Raw genomic sequence first — 16,875 nt, 5'->3', positions numbered from 1 at the left:
AGGTCAGGCCCGGCGGGACGTGTCGACCGTCCGGCCGCCCCCGCGGGCGAGGCCCGTCAGGAACCCGGCCCCCCAGCTCACGTGCATGGTCGCGATGACCTCCGCGAAGCGGGCACGCTCGCGGGTGGTGCCGTCCGCACGCCTGGCGGCGAGCCCCAGGAAGCCCGCGTACGCCACCGGCGCCAGATGCGCCGCCCGCAACAGGCGCGCGGGTCCGCGGAACCGGCGTACCCCCTCCGCAATCCCGACCGCCGCACTCGCGCCCAGGCCGACCACTAGCGCGGGTGCGGCGAAAAAGCGCAGCGGGGTGCGGGTCGCCAGACTGCGCACCAGCGCACCGCGCCACACCCCGGTCGACCAGAACTGCCGGGCCAAGCGGTCACGGGTGTCGCGCGGCCAATAGGTCACCCGCAGTTCCGGGGTGAACCAGACCTGATAGCCGGCCTCGCGGATGCGGAGGTTCAGCTCCCAGTCCTCACCCCGGCGCACGGTCTCGTCATAGCAGCCGACCTCGATGAGGACCTCACGGCGGAAGATACCGAGGTACGCAGACTCGCACGGACCCTCGTCCCCGCCGCTGTGATAAGCGCCGCCGCCGAGGCCGAAGGGGGAGTTGTACGCCGCCGCCACAGCTCGCTGATAAGCGCCTCGACCGGTCGCCGCCATGATTCCGCCGCAGTTGGCCGCACCCGTGCGGCGCAGGGTCTCCACCCCGACGCGGGCATAGTCGTGGGGGATCTCGGAGTGTGCGTCCACCCGGATCACGATCGGGTTGCGCGTGGCGGAGATCGCGAGGTTCAGGCCCGCCGGAATGTGGGCCACGGGGTTGTGCACGAGCCGGATGCGTGATTCCGCAGCGGCGAGCGACTCCGCGAGCTCGGTCGTGCCATCGGTGGACGGGCCGAGGGCGAGGATCAGTTCGGTCTCCCCGGCGTACTCCTGCCCCAGCACCGACCCCACCGCATCCGTGAGATAGTCCCGTTCGTTGAGCACCGGCATCACGAACGACACGGCCGGCCAGGTGCCCTCGGGCCACGTCGCGAGCGGGCGGCCGGGCGCTGTTGCATGTTCGGTCACGCGTCCACCTTCTCGTCCGCGGCGATCGCTGCCAGGGCAGTCTCGTCCACAGCCGCCGCGACCACGCTCGAGCCGCCGCCGAGCAGCGGTGCGGCGAGGCACGCCCGCACCGCGGTCCACGCGTCCTGCGGGTCGACGACCAGCACCCGCGCGGGCGACGGTTCGACCGCTGTCAGCTCCGCGAACGTGCGCGCGTCGTCGCCGACTTCCCAGGCGGTGGCAGCGGGGGAGTCGGGACCCTCGCCGAACCAGTCGTCGGGTTGTGCGAGCGCGGTGCCGGAGAAGTCGGTCCAGCCGTCCGGCAGGTCCTTCAGGCCGAGTCCCAAGGGGTGGAGGGAACAGGCGTACGCCGGCACTCCGGGCGTCCCGGTGGGTGACGGGCCCGCGACGATCACGTCGCCGGCGTCATCGGTCACGGTGAGGCCCGCCTGCCAGGCCGCCATCGTCCAGATCAGCGTCATCCAGTGCCCGGGGTGGTCGGCGGCGAGGCGCAGTTCCACCCGGTCACCGGGCACCAGCCCGGCCTCGTCGACCAGCAGGTTCGAGGTCTTCGCGACCCAGTTGGCGAAGGAGCGCGCGGAGAGCTCGGTGCGTGCGGGCAGTCCGCCGGACGAGCCGCCCACATAGCAGGTCAGGAAGGGTCCGGATCCGTCGGAGGATGCCCGGCGGGCCAGCAAATCATGGAGCAGCACGCGGCCAGCATAGGTGGCTGCGGCATGGCTAATGTGTGGCGCATGCGCTATGTCGTGATCATGGCCGGTGGCTCCGGCAAACGCCTTTGGCCACTGTCGCGCCAGGGCATGCCCAAGCAGATGCTGCACCTGGTGGGGGACACCAGCCTGCTGCGGATGGCTTTCGACCGTGTCGTCGACGTCGTCGGTGCGGAGCGGGTCTGGGTCTGCACCGGTGCGGACTATGCCGACACCGTGCGCGCCGAACTGCCGGAACTGCCCGCGGAGAATATCCTCGGTGAGCCCACCGGGCGGGACTCCCTCAACGCGGTCGCGTGGCCGTCCGCGGTGCTGGCCGCCGAGGACCCCGATGCCGTCGTGGCGATGGTGACGGCGGACCAGATCATGCAGCCCGTCGAGGCCTTCCAGGACGCTCTGCGCACCGGCTTCGAGGTCGCCGAGGCGGATGCGACGGCGCTGGTGACGTTCGGGGTCGTGCCGACGACGCCGCACACGGGCTATGGCTATCTCCACCGCGGTGCGGGCGTCGAGGGCCATCCCGAGGTCTTCGAGGTGCTCGAGTTCAAGGAGAAGCCCGACCTCGCCACCGCGCAGGGCTACCTCGACTCCGGTGACTACTGGTGGAACGCCGGCATGTTCGTCTGGCGCGGGGCGACCCTGCTGGCCCAACTCGAGCATCTGGTGCCGGACTGCCATCGCACGGTCCGGACTCTCGCCGCGGAACCGGAGCGGCTCGCCGAGTTGTTCCCGACACTGCCGAAGATCTCGGTCGACTATGCGGTCATGGAACCGGTCTCCCAGGGCCGCGGTGCAGGCGGCGCCCGCGTCGTCGCCGTGCGGCTGCCCATCACCTGGCACGACGTCGGCGGTTTCCCGGCGCTGGCCGAACACCTGCCCCGCGATGAGCACGGCAACGCCGTCGACGGGTCGTCGCTGCTCCTGGACGCCCGCGACAACCTCGTGATCAACAAGGCCGACGACGGCACCGTTCTCGCCGTCCTCGGCATGACCGACACCATCGTCGTGCGGCACGGAAACGTGACCCTCGTCTGCCCGGTCGACCAGGCCGAGCGGATCAAGGAACTCGTCGCCCTGGCGTCCGACGATCTCGGCCCCGCCTATGCGTGACGTCGGCGTCGCGTTCTGACCCGCCCCACGGGTCAAATCACAATTGCTCGGACCCACCCACCCGGAGCAGGCGCTCCACCCAGCCGCGATCGCCGGCCGGGACATCGCGGCACACGGCCGCGAGCAGTTCCGCCCCGTCCAGGGTGACGACCTCGTCATAGCGGTCCGCCTGTCCCGTCGCCCGCAGCACCGCGTCGAGCACGGCCTCGCGCCGACCGAGGCGGAAGAAGTCCTTGGTCGCCTCCCGCAGCAACGCCGTGGCAGAGCCGTCCTCGTCGGTGACCAGCCGCTCGAGGCCGCGTACCACCGCGAACGGCCGCCCGCCCAACTTCGTCTTCGCCAGGTCCGCGGCCGCCGCGATCTCGTCGGCGACCGCCATCTCGGTGACCCGCAGGTCGTTGCCGTAGTCGTCGGTGCGGCCGACGTGGGAGTCGAGGGGGAGCACGCCGGCGATGCCGATCGCCAGGTCCGTCTGACCGGTGCGCCAGGCGCGGCCGGAGGTGTCGGTGATGAGTACGCCGAGTCGGTGCCCCGTCGCGTCGGTCAGCGCCCGCCGGATCCTGCGGGCCGAGGCATCCGGGTCGGTCGGCAGCAACAGCGCCTGCCCGGCGGCCACATTGGAGGCATCGATCCCGGCCGCTGCATGCACCAGACCCAGGCGATGCTCGACGATCACGGTGTCGCCCCGGCGGGCGACGATGCGCCGGGACTCCGCGACCCGGGCCGCCTGCTTGTCGGCCACGTCGATGTAGCGGTCCTCGGCCTTCGACACGATCTTGGAGGTGACGACCAGGATGTCACCGTCGCGCAGGGGGCCGCGAGGGTCGTCGGCCAACGCCCGGAGCGCGAGATCGGCGAGGTCGTCCCCGGGGCGCACCTCGGGAACGCCCGACGGCGCGAAGATCTCGATCACGCCGCGAACTCCACGCCGGCCCGGATGAAAGCGGCCGTGTCGGCGGGGGAGGACATCAGCAATGGCACGGCGAGGGCCGGCAGTCCGCCCCGGGTGACCGCATCGACCGATTCCGCGTCGGTCGTGTCCATCACCCACGCGTCGAGGATCCCGCCGGGCCGACTGCGCGGCCCGTAGTGCAGCCCCACCGCAGCCGCGGACACCTCGACCCCGATCGCCGGCAGGAGCCGGTGGGCCATGCCGAGCACGGGAGCGCCGCCCAGGATTCCCGCGAAGCCCAGGACGCGGGCGCCGGTGGCGCGCAGGGCAGGACGGACGCCGGCGACGCCCAGGATCGGGCCGATGGACACGACCGGGTTGGACGGGCCGACCAGCACGAGATCGGCGGTCGTGAGGGCCTCGGTCACCGCATCGGTCGCGCGGGCGGAGTCGAGGCCCACCTGAACGACGTCGAGGACCGGGGGTTCGGCGTGGAGACGCACCCAGAACTCCTGGAAATGCACAGCCCGCTTTCCGGCCGTCGCCTGCGGGTCGGCGATCACGACATGGGTCTCGACGCGGTCGTCGGTCATCGGCAGCACGCGGAGCAACGGGTCGTCGATCCAGCGACTTGCGAGGGCAGCGGTGATCTCGGTGGCCGTCGCGCCCGCCGCGAGGAGTTGGGTGCGCACGAGATGCGTGGCGACGTCCCGGTCACCGAGGGCGAACCAGGTGGGTTCGACGCCATAGGTCTTCAGCTCGGCCATGATCGACCATGTCTCATCGGCTCGGCCCCAGCCCTTGCCGGAGTCGATGCCGTCGCCGAGTGCGTAGAGCATCGTGTCGATGTCCGGACAGATCCGGAGCCCATGGAGCGTGACGTCGTCGGCGGTGTTCACAATGACGTCGATCTGGGCCTCGGGGAACGCGGCGCGGACGCCCCGGACGAACCGGGAACCGCCAACGCCGCCGGCCAGCACCGCGACCCGGGCGGGGTCTGCGCTGTGCGCGGGGTCTGCGGGGGCGTTCGATGGGGAACTCACGGGGCAAGTCTGTACCCGACGGATAATCTGACCGCAAGGACAGCCACGCGACGTGAGGAGGAGCGATGGAGCTCTCGGGGATCAAACGACTCTTGGTGCCGGCCGCGTCCGTGCTCGTCGGCGCTCTGGTGGTGGTCCAGCTCGCCATGGTGGCCGCTCTGATCACCGGTCGTGGCTTCACCTTCGACAGCAGCCTCGCCTGGTTGCCGATGCTGCTGGCGATCGTGCTCGGATTGGCGACCGTGTGGGGTGGTGCTCGGGCGGAAGCCCGGCCGGCCATGGTGGGCGCCATCGTGGCTACGGTGACCGCTGCCATCGTGCTGCTCGTCACCTGGATCGTGCCGACGGCCGAGGCATGGTCCTTGCTCTCGTTCGGGACGGTCGTGACCTGGACGCTGTTCCTCGTGAGCACCCTCGCAGTGCAGGTGCTCGCGCTCGTGCTGCTCGTCCGCCTGCTGCCGCTCACCAGGGCTTCGGGAGCGACGTCGGAGACGCCGGCTCTGCCGTCGGCCGGGCTGCCGGAGCTCCCCGGGGACGAGCAATCGGGCCGGGCGCCGGTCTGGCAGCCGGACCGTGCTGCGGGAGCCCACTGGCACACCGCCGGCGCTGCGGCAGCCGGCGCGGCGGCAGCCGATTGGGGCCGTCCGGGTGAGCGAGGGGGATGGGCGCCACCGCCGCGCGCACCCGAGGAGTTCGGGCCCCAGGAGTTCGGACCCAAGCAACTCGGGCAGGCGCCTGACCCGGATGTGACGAGGATCTCTCCTGAGCCACGGCGTGTCGGCGGGACGGATCCTGCTGCCGGTTCCGGCAGGACTGTCGACTTCGGGCCCCAGGCCCTGGCCCGTCGCTATGCGGAGGGCGAGGAGGACATGACCCGGCCGGCGCCCCCCGGCACGCGGCGGCAGCCGCCGCGGTGGACGCCTCTGGAGGACCCGACCCAGCCTCCGCCGCAGGCCTGATCGCCCCCAGCCAATCGCCCGTTTCAGATCTTTCGCACGCATTAGCACCACGGTCTGACACATTTGGCGCTTGACTTGGCAGTAACTACACGGCTGTAATTCCATCACCGTGGTTCGGAAGAGGCTGTGGGAACGGGCGAGGAGGGGACCATTGCAGGACATGCTGGCGATCGTCGCGATGGACGGCGAGGACGACGATGGGTTCGGATGGCAAGAGCGCGCCCTGTGCGCGCAGACCGATCCGGAGGCGTTCTTTCCGGAAAAGGGCGGATCGACGCGCGAGGCCAAGAAGGTGTGCCTGTCGTGCGACGTGCGGAGCGAGTGTCTGGATTATGCGCTCGCGAATGATGAACGGTTCGGAATCTGGGGTGGCCTCAGCGAGCGCGAGCGACGCAAGCTGAAGAAGCGGGCGGTCTGATCACGGGTGGCTAACATGAGGGGGCGATGCAAGCCCCCTCAGCCGTTCCGGCCGGTTGAGAGCTGAGGGCAACGTCGCCCGGAGGGGCTCCGACTGGAAGGGTTCGGCAAAGGACTTGATGAACGCACCCATGGACGATGTCCGCCCGCAGGGCCAGCCCGCGCCCCACCGGATCGTTGCCGATGAGGCCTGGGACTGGGTCGACGAGGTCGAGGCCCAAGCCGCGATCGACGTCTCCAACCAGCGGGTGACCGCAGTCCTCGTCACGCACAACGCCGGCGCGTGGCTGCCGCAGACGCTGCAGTCACTGCGGGCCCTCGAGCCGGCACCCGAGCGGTTCATCGCCGTCGACACGGGCTCCCACGACGACAGCCTCGACCAACTCCGGGACTCGAAGCTGTTCTCGATCGGCGTCGTCGCCGAGGACCGGGACACCTTCGGCCGGGCCATCGGCAAGGCGATCGAGGCGCTGGTGGAGGCACATCCCAGCCGGGCCGAGATCGGCGACGACGAATGGCTCTGGCTCCTCCATGACGACATCACCGTGGCACCGGATGCCCTGCGGCACCTGCTCGAATGCGCCGTCACCCACCCCGACGCCGACATCATCGGGCCAAAACTCCTCCAGCCCGGACGCGGCGACGGCCCCCGGCGCATTGCTGAGCTCGGGGTGACGATCTCCGACACCGCCCGCCGGCACTCCGACCTCGAGCCGGGCGAGATCGACCAGCAACAGCATGCCTCCACCGAGACCCTCGGGTTGAGCACCTGTGGCATGCTCGTGCGCCGCCGGGTCTTCGAGACGCTGGACGGGCTCGCGCCCGAGCTGCCGGTGTTCCGGGACGGTGTCGAATTCGGCTGGCGCGCGAACCGCGCGGGGCACCGGGTCCGCACCTGCCCCGGAGCCGTCATCGTGCACCGGCAGGCCGGCCGCAGCGGGCTGCGTCGCAGCCGCCTGATCGGCACCGACCCCGAGGTTACCGACCGCGTTCTCGGCATGCGGACAGTCGCGGCACATCGCGGGTCGCTCGCGTCGGCACGATTGGTGTGGGGCTGTCTGCTCCGCGCGCTCGGCTTCCTGCTGGCCAAACGACCCGACCGGTCGCGCGCCGAACTGAAGGCCCTGGGCCGGTTCTTCGACTCCGGGCCCACGCGCTCGTTGCGGGACCGGCTTCCCGCTTCGGCGGGGGAGGAAGCGGCGGCGCGGGTGAGGGACCTGCGCCCGCCCTGGTGGTCCAGCTTCGCCGTCGCCGTCGATGCCATCGCCGGTGCCGTCTCGGACCGCTGGCAGCAGTCGTTCGGCCACGACGCCGACACCTCGATCGACGAGCTGACCGGGGACGAGTTCGCCGCGGTCGCCGACCGGCCCCACCGCTCCGCACTGAGCAACCCCCTGATCATCGCGCTCATCGTCCTCACCGCGTCGGCACTGATCGCCGCCCGCGGGCTCATCCGTCCCGGACACCTGAGTTCCGATGTGCTGCTGCCCGCCCGCAGCACGCTCGGCGCTGCCTATCAGGCCTATCTCGCGCCGGTCATCGGCGCCCCGGGCATCGACCCGCCGCCGTGGCTCGGCTGGACGGCGCTGGGCTCCACCCTGACCTTCGGCCAGCCGGACTGGTTCGTCAGCATCCTGCTGCTCGCGGGCGCCCCGCTGACGCTGCTCACCGCCACCATGTTCCTCCGGCGAGTCGTGCGCGACGCCCGCGTGCGCATCGCCGCAGCAACGCTCTATGCACTGGTGCCCCCTCTGCTGGGGGCCGTCAACCGGGGCCTGCTCGAGGTAGCCGTCGTCGCCCTCCTCCTGCCCCTCCTCGGCCTTGCCGTTCGAGCGCTGGTCCGGGGCGACACCGACGGCCCGGAATCCTGGCGCAGCGCCTGGTCGACGGGGCTCCTGCTGGCCATCATCCTCGCGTTCGCCCCCGTGCTGTCCGGCCTCGTGTTCCTGGCGACGCTCGCCGGACTCGTCTTCCTCCGACGGGACCGCGCCCGCCTCGCGCGCCTGGCGGTCGCCATCGCCGTGCCCGTCGTCCTCCTGCTTCCGTGGCTCCCGGCGCTCGTCCGCAGCTGGTCCAGAGTCCTGGTCGGTCCTGATGCGGGCCTCAGGGGGCTCGCTGCGTCGGACAGTTGGACGCTGCTGTTGGGGCGTACGGCCGGCGACGGCCTGCCCTGGCTGTGGCTCGGTGCCGCCTTTTTCGGGCTGCTGTGGGCGCTCGCCCTGCTGGCCGCCTTCATCCGACCCGCCAGCCCTGCCCTCTGGGCCGGCTGGGGAGTCGCGCTCGTCGCCTTCGCGTTCGCGGCGCTGCTGGGTGGTCGGCTGGCGACGGTGTTGCCGCAGGGTACGCGGGTCAGGCCCGACGTGGAGGCGCTGCTCCTCGTCACGTTCGCCGGGCTCATCCTCGCGGCCGCCGTCGGGTTCGGCCCGGTCGCCCAGGCGCTGATGCGCCGTGGCTTCGGTGTGGCTCACATCGGCACGGCGCTGGTCGCCCTCGCGACTGTGGTCGCCCTGCTCGCCGGCATCGTGTGGTGGGTCGTGGCCGGTGCGGCGGGACCGGTGCGGCGCACGGAGGTGGCCGAATTGCCCCCGTTCATCCGCAACGCGATGCAGTCCGATGCCCGCACCCGGACGCTGGTGCTCGAGTTCGACCCCGCGGCCACGGCCGCCACCGAAGCCCCGCGCTGGTCGCTGGTAGCCGATGACCAGAACCGGCTCGGTGATGCCGACCGCGGGCTCGCCTTCGCCGGCTCCGGATCGATGCAGCAGCGCACCAGCAGCATGGTCGCCCGCCTGGTCAGCGGGGCCGGGGACGAACGCGTGGCCGAAGACCTGGCCTCGCTGGCCGTCAGCCATGTCTGGGCCCGCGGCGCGACCGAGGAACAGCGGTCTCGCATCAACAACACGCCGGGGCTGGGCGCGGAAGCCGTCCTCGGCGAGACGGTCGTGTGGGCCGTGGACGGGACAACGGGCCGCTATCTGATCACCGGTGGTGCTGAGGGGATGGTGGTGCCGGCGCGCGCCTTCGGCGGCGGTGAGATCGACCTGCCCGCCGTCGACCACCCCCGGCGTCTGGTGATCCACGAGCCCACCGATCCGCGCTGGCGGGTCCGCTTCGACGGCAACGAGTTGCCGCTCCAGACCGCCGCCGACCGCACGACCGCGGAACTCCCGGCCGCCGCCGGCCATCTCGAGATCGATCTCCCTGCCCCGCGGCATGCATGGCTCGCGCTCGGGCAGCTCCTCCTGCTGATCGTGGTGGCCGTCCTGTCTGCCCCCGCACTGACCGGCGGCCGACAGACCGTGGCCCCCGTCGGCGCCCGCAGTGCGACGTCCCGGAACGAGGAGGAGCGATGACCTCACCCGTCGTCCGACTGGCTGTGGTGGGTGGCCTCTGTCTCGCCATCGCCGGCGCCACCCTCGGCGGCGCAGCGCTGCCGGTCAGCGAACCTCGGCCGCTCCCACCGGTCGATCCGGACGGCCGCACGGTCACCGTGTGCCCCGCGGCGCCGACCGTCAACCTGGTCTCCACCACCACCTGGGGCGCGCTCAACACCCGGCCCATCACCGAGGAGCGGGCCTCCCCGGTGCCTGCCGGGCGCGGCCTCACGTTGACCGACCAGAGCAACCCAGTGGTCATGATCGCCGAGGGCCGCCAGAACGAGGGTGCGGCCGCCGCGGTCTTCGCCCGCCATGCCGAGGGCCCGGAACGCGGCCTTTCGATGGCGCGCTGCGGCACCCCGGCGACCACTACGTGGTTCACCGGTCTGGTGTCCGATCCCGACGGCGGCACCGCCGGCCGCACCGAGGTGCTGCTGATCAACGCCGATGCCGGCTCCGCCGAGGCCGATCTGATTCTGTTCGGCCCCGACGGGTTGCAGGTCGCGCCGGGCGCACGGGGGATCGCGGTCCCCGCACGGAGCGCGCGCACCGTCGCGCTCGACACTCTGTTCACCCGCGCAGAACCCGTCGGTCTCCAGGTGCGGACCACCCGCGGCCGTGTCGCCGCGGTCGTCCAGCAACGCACTAGCGCCGGGGCTCAGCCGGCCGGGACGGACTGGCAGGTCGGGTCCGCTCCGCCCGCCCCCGAGCAGGTCGTGGCGGGCATCCCCGCCGGCCCCGGTCCCAGGACGCTGATCCTCACCAATCCGAGCTCGCGTCGCACCACGGCGACCGTCGAGGTGCTGGGCCCCGACGGGACCTTCGCCCCGGTCGATGCGAGCACCGTGGACGTGAACGCCGAAGCCACCGCGGCGGTGCCGCTTCACCCGGCGCTCAACGGCGAACCTGGTGCGGTCCGGATCCGGGCCGAACAGCCGCTGACCGCGGCCGTCGTGTCCCGCAGCGGTGACGATCCGCTCGCCGATATCGCGGTGCAACCGTCGAGCCCCGCGCTGTCGGCGACCAGCATCGGTGGCGTGGCCGTGGCCCAAGGTGTCCGGGGCACCCTCCTGGTCACCAACCCGGGCGAGCAGGAGATCACGGTGCCGGCGCGGGTGGTCGGGACCGACGGAGCGGAGTTGGGGGCGACCGAGGTTCGCGTACCTCCGGGATCCACCGCCCCCTGGATCATCGACGGGATCGACCGTCCGGCCGCCGTGCTCGTCCGCGCGCCTGCCGGCGGGAGCGCGTACGCCGGACTCGTGCTCACCTCGGGTGAGGCCCCGGCCGGCGGTCTCGCGACCTCGCCGTTGTCGGTGCCCGCGCAGGAACAGGGCGGCGGCATCGAGCCGGTCTTCGATCCGGGAGCCGGTCGCTGATGGGGAACCGTCGCAGGGATCGGCATGGTCGGGGGCTGCGCGGACCGCTCGCGCTGCCCAACGAGCACGGAGCCACGGTCCGACTCCGTCGGAGCCACAGCCGGGACGACTTCTTCACCGAGTGCGTCGCGGGGTCGGCGGCTCGGATCAACAAGCACTGCCCCGAGGCGTTGCGGGGCGTCGAACTCGGCGTGGAGGAGGTGCCGCACCTTCCGGTCGCGTGGAGCGGCAACCAGGTCCCGCTGGCCGCGGCGATCGAAGCCGGCGACGACCACCCCGCGCGAGTCGTCGTCTATCGCCGACCGTTGGAGCACCGGGCCGCCAGCCGGCGGGGGCTGCGGATCCTGGTGCATCGCACGATCGTCGAGCAGCTCGCTGCACTGACGGGGCTGACCCAGGAGTCGATCGACCCCGAGGGTTACGGCTTGGACACCGACTGGTGAGTTTCCGCGTGGCACCCCTGGGGGAGTCGGGCCAGAGGTTAGGTTGACTCGCGTGAAACCAAGGGTGTGCTCCAAGACCGGCTGTTCGGCCGCTGCCACGGCGACCCTGACCTATGTCTATGCCGATTCGACCGCAGTCCTCGGGCCCCTCGCCCACCGTCACGAGCCCGGCAGCTATGACATGTGCAGGCACCATGCGGCCGGCCTGTCGGCCCCGCGCGGGTGGGAGATCATCCGCCTGCCGGTGGGCGACGATCCGCAACCCGTGCGCTCCGATGACGACCTGCTCGCGCTGGCGAACGCGGTCCGCGAGGTCGGGTTCGCCTATGAACCGCACGGCCAGGCCGCCGCGGAACCGGCGCCGACCGGAGTCGTGGAGCTCGCTCGCCGCCGGCATCTCACGGTCCTCGCCGACCCCGACGCCTGACACCCCTTCCGGGGCGTGGGCCGCTCCGCCCCGGCGGGGTAGGCTGCCGAGTGATGCTGACGCAAGAGATCTTCAAAGCCAACGACATCCGGGGCCTCTCCGGCGGCCCGGATGCCCAGTGGGATGCCGACGGCGCCTATGCGCTCGGTGTCGCCTTCGTCGAGACGCTCGATCTGTTCCGTGCGGAGAAAGCGTTCGTGCTCGGTCGGGACATGCGGGAGACGGGTGAGGAACTCAGCGCGGCGTTCGCCCGCGGCGCGATGTCTCTCGGCGTCGACGTGGTCGACATCGGCCTGTCGAGCACGGATCAGTTGTGGTACGCATCGGGTCGCCTCGAGCTGCCCGGCGTTCAGTTCACTGCCTCGCACAACCCGGCGACCTACAACGGCATCAAGTTCTGCGTCAGTGGCGCGCGGCCGGTGACGCCGCATCAATTGATCGACATCGCGCGCCGGGCGTTCGACTTCGAGGCGCGGCAGAACTCGCCGACCGGACGCGCGCTCGGCCGGTTGCGGCACCAGGATCTGCTGCAGCCCTATGCGGAGCACATCCGGTCGCTCGTCGACACCAGCGAGATCCGCCGGCTCAAGGTCGTCGTCGACGCGGGCAACGGCATGGCCGGTCACACGGTCCCGGTCGTGTTCGAGGGGATCGATGTCGAGCTCATCGGGCTCTTCATGGAGCCGGACGGCACGTTTCCCAACCACCAGCCCAACCCGCTGGAGCCCGAGAACCTCGTGGATGCCCAGCGGGCGGTGCAGGAACACGGCGCGGATCTGGCGCTCGTGTTCGACGGCGACGCGGATCGCTGCTTCATCATCGACGAGACCGGTGAGGTCGTGAACCCGTCGGTCGTCACCGCCCTCATCGCGAGCCAGGAACTCGCGCAGGAGCCGGGCGCAACGATCGTCATCAACACGATCACCTCCCGGACGGTGAAGGAGGTCGTCGAGGAAGAGGGCGGCCACACGGTCATCTCGCGGGTCGGCCACACCTATGTCAAGGCAGCCATGGCCGAGCACGACGCGATCTTCGGCGGCGAGCATTCGGCCCATTACTACTTCCGTGAGTTCTGGGGAGCCGACACCGGGATGCTGGCCGGCCTCCATGTCCTCGCGATGCTCGGCAACACCGACGAGCCGCTGTCCCAACTCGTCAAGCGTTTCGATCGATACGCCAACTCCGGCGAGATCAACTCCACCGTCACCGACGCGAACGCCACGATGAACCGCGTGGCCAAGGCATTCGAGGGCCGTGGCCAGGTCCACTTCCCCGATGGGTTGCTGGTGGAGGGCAACGACTGGTGGGTGAACCTGCGGCCGTCCAACACCGAGCCGTTGCTGCGTCTCAACGTCGAGTCCCGCAGGCCGGAGCACATGGCGGAACTCCGCGACGAAGTGCTCGCGCTGGTGCGAGGGGAGTGACCATGATCGATCTGGATCCCGAAGTTCTCGAGGTGCTGGCGTGCCCGAACTGCCACTCCTCGTTCGCCGTCGACCCCGAGCGTTCCGAGCTCGTCTGCACGGGCACCGGCTGCGGGCTCGCCTTCCCGGTGGAGGGCCGCATTCCGATCCTGCTCGTCGACGAGGCCCGTCCGGCGCGGTCGTCCGGCAGTTCTCCGGCATGACCGAGTTCGACGACAGCCGGCTCGAGGATGCCGCGGCCCTAGCCCGGGCAGACGATCTTCTGCGGCGGTTGGCGAGCGCCGGCGCTCGCGTACGCATCGAAGCCGAAAAATCCGCCGGCCCGATCGCTTCGCTCGAACCGTCGAAACCACGCGCGATCATCGCCGTCGGGGCCGAGGCACGGCTGGTGCGGGCGATGCTCGAGCCGACCGCTCCGGTGCCGTTCGTCGCTTGGCCGCGACATGGCCTTCCCGGCTGGGTCGGCACGCTCGACCTGGTGGTCGTCATGGCCCCGGACGGCGGGTCGCCGGATCTCATCGCGACGGTCCACGAGGCCGTCCGGCGCGGCTGCTCGATCATCATCGCGTGTCCGCCGGCGTCGTCGATCGCAGAGTACGCAGGATCCCGCGCCACAACCCTCCTGCCGACCAGCACCGGTGACAGCCTCGCGGTGGCGGTGCAGATGCTGGGCGCGCTCGCCCGCATGCACCTGGGTCCGGAAGTCGACCCGCAGCGGGTCGCGGACGCCATGGACAAGGTCGCCGAGGACTGCTCGCCGTTCGTCGATCTCGCGGTGAACCCGGCCAAGGATCTGGCGCTGTCCATGGCGGATGCCCTGCCGCTGGTCTGGGGTGGTTCGGTGCTGGCCGCTCGCGCCGCGCGGCGCGTGTCCGAAGCGCTCCGGGCCGCCAGCGGTCGTCCCGCGTTGGCCGCTGACTCGGGCGAACTGGAGATCGTCATGGACGCTGCCATGGCCCATGACCCGTTCGCCGACCCGTTCCTGCAGTCGGCCGCCGACCGGCGTCCGGCGCTGCTCGTCCTCGACGACGGACTCGGCGACGATGCAGTCCACGTGGCGCGCAACCGCCTGCGCGGCAAGGCCGAGGTGCGCGACATCCGGTTCTGCCAGATCATCCATCACGACGGTTCGGAGATCGAACGCTATGCGTCGCTGTTGCAGACCGGCTGGTTCGCTGCGGCGTACCTCGAGGTCGGTCTCGGCAGCGACTCGGCGGAGCGCTGACGACTCCTCGTGCTTTGACCCGCCGGACGGGTCAGAACGCGACGACCGCTGCACCCTCCCGGCGGGCACGGCCGGGACCGGTGGCTGCGCCCACTAGGCTCAGCATCATGGATTTTCGTGTCGCAGACCTGTCCCTGGCCGAGTTCGGGCGCAAGGAGATCACCCTCGCCGAGCATGAGATGCCGGGGCTGATGGCGATGCGGGAACGCTATGCCGCCGAGCAACCGCTCGCCGGAGCGCGGATCGCCGGTTCGCTGCACATGACCGTGCAGACCGCCGTGCTCATCGAGACCCTGGTCGCCCTCGGAGCCGAGGTGCGCTGGGCCTCCTGCAACATTTTCTCCACCCAGGACCACGCGGCAGCCGCGATCGCGGTGGGCCCGTCCGGCACCGCCGAGCAGCCGGCCGGTGTGCCGGTCTTCGCCTGGAAGGGTGAATCGCTGGAGGAATACTGGGACTGCACCGAAGCGATCCTCACCTGGCCGGACGGCCAGCCGCCGAACATGATCCTGGACGACGGCGGAGACGCGACACTGCTCGTGCATCGCGCGGTCGAGGCGGTCAAGTCCGGCGAGTTGCCGACCGCGACCGAGGACGACCCGGAGGAGTGGCACGTCATCTGTGCGCTCATCGCCCGCAACCTCGCGGAGCAGAGGACCGACTGGGTCGCGCTCGCCAACGCCGTCAAGGGTGTCACCGAGGAGACCACCACCGGCGTCCACCGGCTCTATGAGATGGAGCGCGCCGGGTCGCTGCTGTTCCCTGCGATCAACGTGAACGACTCGGTGACGAAGTCGAAGTTCGACAACAAGTACGGCTGCCGCCACTCCCTCGTGGACGGCATCAACCGCGCCACCGACGTGCTCATCGGCGGCAAGGTGGCGGTCGTCTGCGGCTATGGCGATGTCGGCAAGGGCTGCGCCGAGTCCCTGCGCGGTCAGGGCGCCCGTGTGATCGTCACGGAGATCGACCCGATCTGTGCGCTGCAGGCGGCGATGGACGGCTATCAGGTCGCCACGCTCGACGAGGTCGTCGAGACGGCTGACATCTTCGTCACGGCGACCGGCTGCTTCGACGTCATCACCGCCGAGCACATGAGCCGCATGAAGCATCAGGCGATCGTCGGCAACATCGGTCACTTCGACAACGAGATCGACATGGCTGGACTCGCGAAGATCGACGGCATCGAGAAGATCGAGATCAAGCCGCAGGTGCACGAGTGGCGCTTCCCGGCCGGCCACTCGATCCTCGTCCTGTCCGAGGGCCGCTTGCTCAACCTCGGCAACGCGACCGGCCATCCGAGCTTCGTGATGAGCAACTCGTTCACCAACCAGGTGCTCGCCCAGATCGAGTTGTACGCCAACACCACCGCCTATCCCACCGGCGTCTATGTGCTGCCCAAGCATCTGGACGAGGAAGTGGCCCGACTGCACCTCGCTTCGCTGGGGGTCCGACTGACCACGCTCACGCAGCAGCAGGCGGACTATCTCGGCATCCCGGTCGAGGGGCCTTACAAGGCGGACAGCTACCGCTACTGATTGACGGTCGTGGCCGGGCGTGCGCCGCGGGGCACCGCATAGTGCAACAACGCGCCCACGCCCGGCTCGACGTCCTGCCAATCCCCGTCGAAGCCGATGACCGCGATCGCGGACGTCGGGAACTTCGTGTCCATCGACGCCCACCATTCGTGGTTGCCCACGCGGCGAGCGAGCAGGCGGACGAAGCTCTCCAGGCTCGGGTTGTGTCCGATCACCATCAAGGTGTGCACGGCGTTGTCGCTTGCCTGCACCAACTCGAGCAGGTCGTGCTCGTCGGCGTCATAGATCTCGCGCAGATGCTCAACCCGCCCCACTCGGGCGCCCCCGGCCAGCACGCGCGCCAGCGTCTGCCGCGTCCGCTCGGCCGTCGACACGATCACCTTGTCCGGCACGATCCCCCGGGTTGCCAGCCATTCGCCGGCGGCCACACCATCGCGGCGCCCCCGGGTGGACAGCGGCCGCTCGTGATCAGGCAGTCCGGTGGACCAACTCGACTTGGCGTGCCGCAGCACCACCAGGATGCGGTCGGAGCACGGCACGCCGGCCATGGTCAGGCGTCGCTTCCCGAACCGTCGCCGCCGTCGCCACCCTCGCCGGGATTCATCGATTCCCAGATTTCCTTGCACTGCGGGCAGACCGGGAAACGATCAGGGTTCCGGGACGGGATCCACACCTTTCCGCACAGGGCGACCACCGGTGTCCCCATCACCATCGCCTCCATCAGCTTGTCCTTCGGCACATAGTGCGAGAACCGCTCGTGGTCGCCTTCTTGATAGCGGTATTCGGTCCGCTCATCCAGGATGGTCTGGGCGCCTGGGCTCAATTGCTGCTCGGTCACATGGTCATCGTACGCG

Annotated in this window: 17 protein-coding genes; 11 read left to right on the top strand and 6 right to left on the bottom strand. The window is 70.6% G+C overall.

The features are described from left to right. Positions 1 to 3: 3 nt before the first annotated feature. Both ACQ260_RS05705 and ACQ260_RS05700 read right to left on the bottom strand, forming a co-directional pair. Positions 4 to 1,077, bottom strand: coding sequence for a glycosyltransferase family 2 protein (locus ACQ260_RS05705; protein ID WP_432558453.1), 1,074 nt, complete (start codon positions 1,075 to 1,077; stop codon positions 4 to 6). Then, positions 1,074 to 1,769 (bottom strand): TIGR03089 family protein, encoded by a 696-nt coding sequence (locus tag ACQ260_RS05700; protein ID WP_432558452.1) that lies wholly within the window; start codon positions 1,767 to 1,769, stop codon positions 1,074 to 1,076. Before ACQ260_RS05700 ends, ACQ260_RS05705 begins: the two co-directional genes overlap by 4 nt. A 42-nt stretch (positions 1,770 to 1,811) precedes the next feature. Between ACQ260_RS05700 and ACQ260_RS05695 the strand changes: the two genes are divergently transcribed. Beyond that, positions 1,812 to 2,897, top strand: a complete 1,086-nt coding sequence (locus tag ACQ260_RS05695; protein WP_432558451.1) for a mannose-1-phosphate guanylyltransferase — start codon at positions 1,812 to 1,814, stop codon at positions 2,895 to 2,897. 37 nt (positions 2,898 to 2,934) lie between these two features. On the opposite strand, the gene cofE is transcribed toward ACQ260_RS05695, so the two are convergent. Continuing rightward, complete coding sequence (cofE, locus tag ACQ260_RS05690; RefSeq protein ID WP_432558450.1) at positions 2,935 to 3,810, bottom strand: coenzyme F420-0:L-glutamate ligase; 876 nt, start codon at positions 3,808 to 3,810, stop codon at positions 2,935 to 2,937. Continuing rightward, positions 3,807 to 4,832: a 2-phospho-L-lactate transferase gene (gene cofD, locus ACQ260_RS05685; protein ID WP_432558449.1), complete on the bottom strand. Its 1,026-nt coding sequence runs from the start codon at positions 4,830 to 4,832 to the stop codon at positions 3,807 to 3,809. Before cofD ends, cofE begins: the two co-directional genes overlap by 4 nt. Positions 4,833 to 4,897: 65 nt before the next feature. Here cofD and ACQ260_RS05680 point away from each other — a divergent pair, with 65 nt between their 5' ends. From ACQ260_RS05680 to ahcY, 10 genes are all read left to right on the top strand, one after another. Then, a complete protein-coding gene (locus ACQ260_RS05680) occupies positions 4,898 to 5,791 on the top strand; it encodes a hypothetical protein (protein ID WP_432558448.1) in 894 nt (297 codons plus the stop codon). 160 nt (positions 5,792 to 5,951) lie between these two features. Then, positions 5,952 to 6,209, top strand: a complete 258-nt coding sequence (locus tag ACQ260_RS05675) for a WhiB family transcriptional regulator (RefSeq protein ID WP_432558447.1) — start codon at positions 5,952 to 5,954, stop codon at positions 6,207 to 6,209. A gap of 118 nt (positions 6,210 to 6,327) precedes the next feature. Continuing rightward, positions 6,328 to 9,561 (top strand): glycosyltransferase family 2 protein, encoded by a 3,234-nt coding sequence (locus tag ACQ260_RS05670; RefSeq protein ID WP_432558446.1) that lies wholly within the window; start codon positions 6,328 to 6,330, stop codon positions 9,559 to 9,561. Then, complete coding sequence (locus ACQ260_RS05665) at positions 9,558 to 10,964, top strand: DUF5719 family protein (RefSeq protein WP_432558445.1); 1,407 nt, start codon at positions 9,558 to 9,560, stop codon at positions 10,962 to 10,964. The genes ACQ260_RS05670 and ACQ260_RS05665 overlap by 4 nt, the downstream gene beginning before the upstream one ends. After that, on the top strand, positions 10,964 to 11,407 hold the full coding sequence (locus tag ACQ260_RS05660; protein WP_432558444.1) for a metallopeptidase family protein: 444 nt from the start codon (positions 10,964 to 10,966) through the stop codon (positions 11,405 to 11,407). The genes ACQ260_RS05665 and ACQ260_RS05660 overlap by 1 nt, the downstream gene beginning before the upstream one ends. A 52-nt stretch (positions 11,408 to 11,459) precedes the next feature. Further along, complete coding sequence (locus tag ACQ260_RS05655; protein ID WP_432558443.1) at positions 11,460 to 11,834, top strand: DUF3499 domain-containing protein; 375 nt, start codon at positions 11,460 to 11,462, stop codon at positions 11,832 to 11,834. A 53-nt stretch (positions 11,835 to 11,887) separates the two neighbouring features. Continuing rightward, positions 11,888 to 13,258, top strand: a complete 1,371-nt coding sequence (locus tag ACQ260_RS05650) for a phosphohexomutase domain-containing protein (protein ID WP_432558442.1) — start codon at positions 11,888 to 11,890, stop codon at positions 13,256 to 13,258. A gap of 2 nt (positions 13,259 to 13,260) precedes the next feature. Further along, positions 13,261 to 13,461, top strand: a complete 201-nt coding sequence (locus tag ACQ260_RS05645) for a Trm112 family protein (RefSeq protein WP_432558441.1) — start codon at positions 13,261 to 13,263, stop codon at positions 13,459 to 13,461. Then, entirely contained in the window at positions 13,458 to 14,483 is a 1,026-nt protein-coding gene (locus tag ACQ260_RS05640) for an SIS domain-containing protein (RefSeq protein ID WP_432558440.1), read from the top strand. Before ACQ260_RS05645 ends, ACQ260_RS05640 begins: the two co-directional genes overlap by 4 nt. Positions 14,484 to 14,590: 107 nt before the next feature. Continuing rightward, entirely contained in the window at positions 14,591 to 16,021 is a 1,431-nt protein-coding gene (ahcY, locus tag ACQ260_RS05635) for an adenosylhomocysteinase (protein WP_432558439.1), read from the top strand. Here ahcY and ACQ260_RS05630 read toward each other — a convergent pair. Together ACQ260_RS05630 and ACQ260_RS05625 are read right to left on the bottom strand one after the other, a co-directional pair. Continuing rightward, positions 16,015 to 16,560 carry a SixA phosphatase family protein gene (locus ACQ260_RS05630; protein ID WP_432558438.1) on the bottom strand — a complete coding sequence of 182 codons (546 nt, stop codon included), beginning with the start codon at positions 16,558 to 16,560 and terminating at the stop codon, positions 16,015 to 16,017. The two genes, ahcY and ACQ260_RS05630, sit on opposite strands and share 7 nt — an antisense overlap. A gap of 11 nt (positions 16,561 to 16,571) precedes the next feature. Further along, positions 16,572 to 16,859: a DUF3039 domain-containing protein gene (locus ACQ260_RS05625; protein ID WP_432558437.1), complete on the bottom strand. Its 288-nt coding sequence runs from the start codon at positions 16,857 to 16,859 to the stop codon at positions 16,572 to 16,574. Between the last annotated feature and the right edge of the window lie 16 nt (positions 16,860 to 16,875).

Source organism: Ammonicoccus luteus, assembly GCF_050880385.1.
GTDB lineage: Bacteria > Actinomycetota > Actinomycetes > Propionibacteriales > Propionibacteriaceae > Enemella.
Note: the sequence above shows the minus strand (reverse complement) of the source record. Positions and strands in the feature narration are given on the sequence as shown.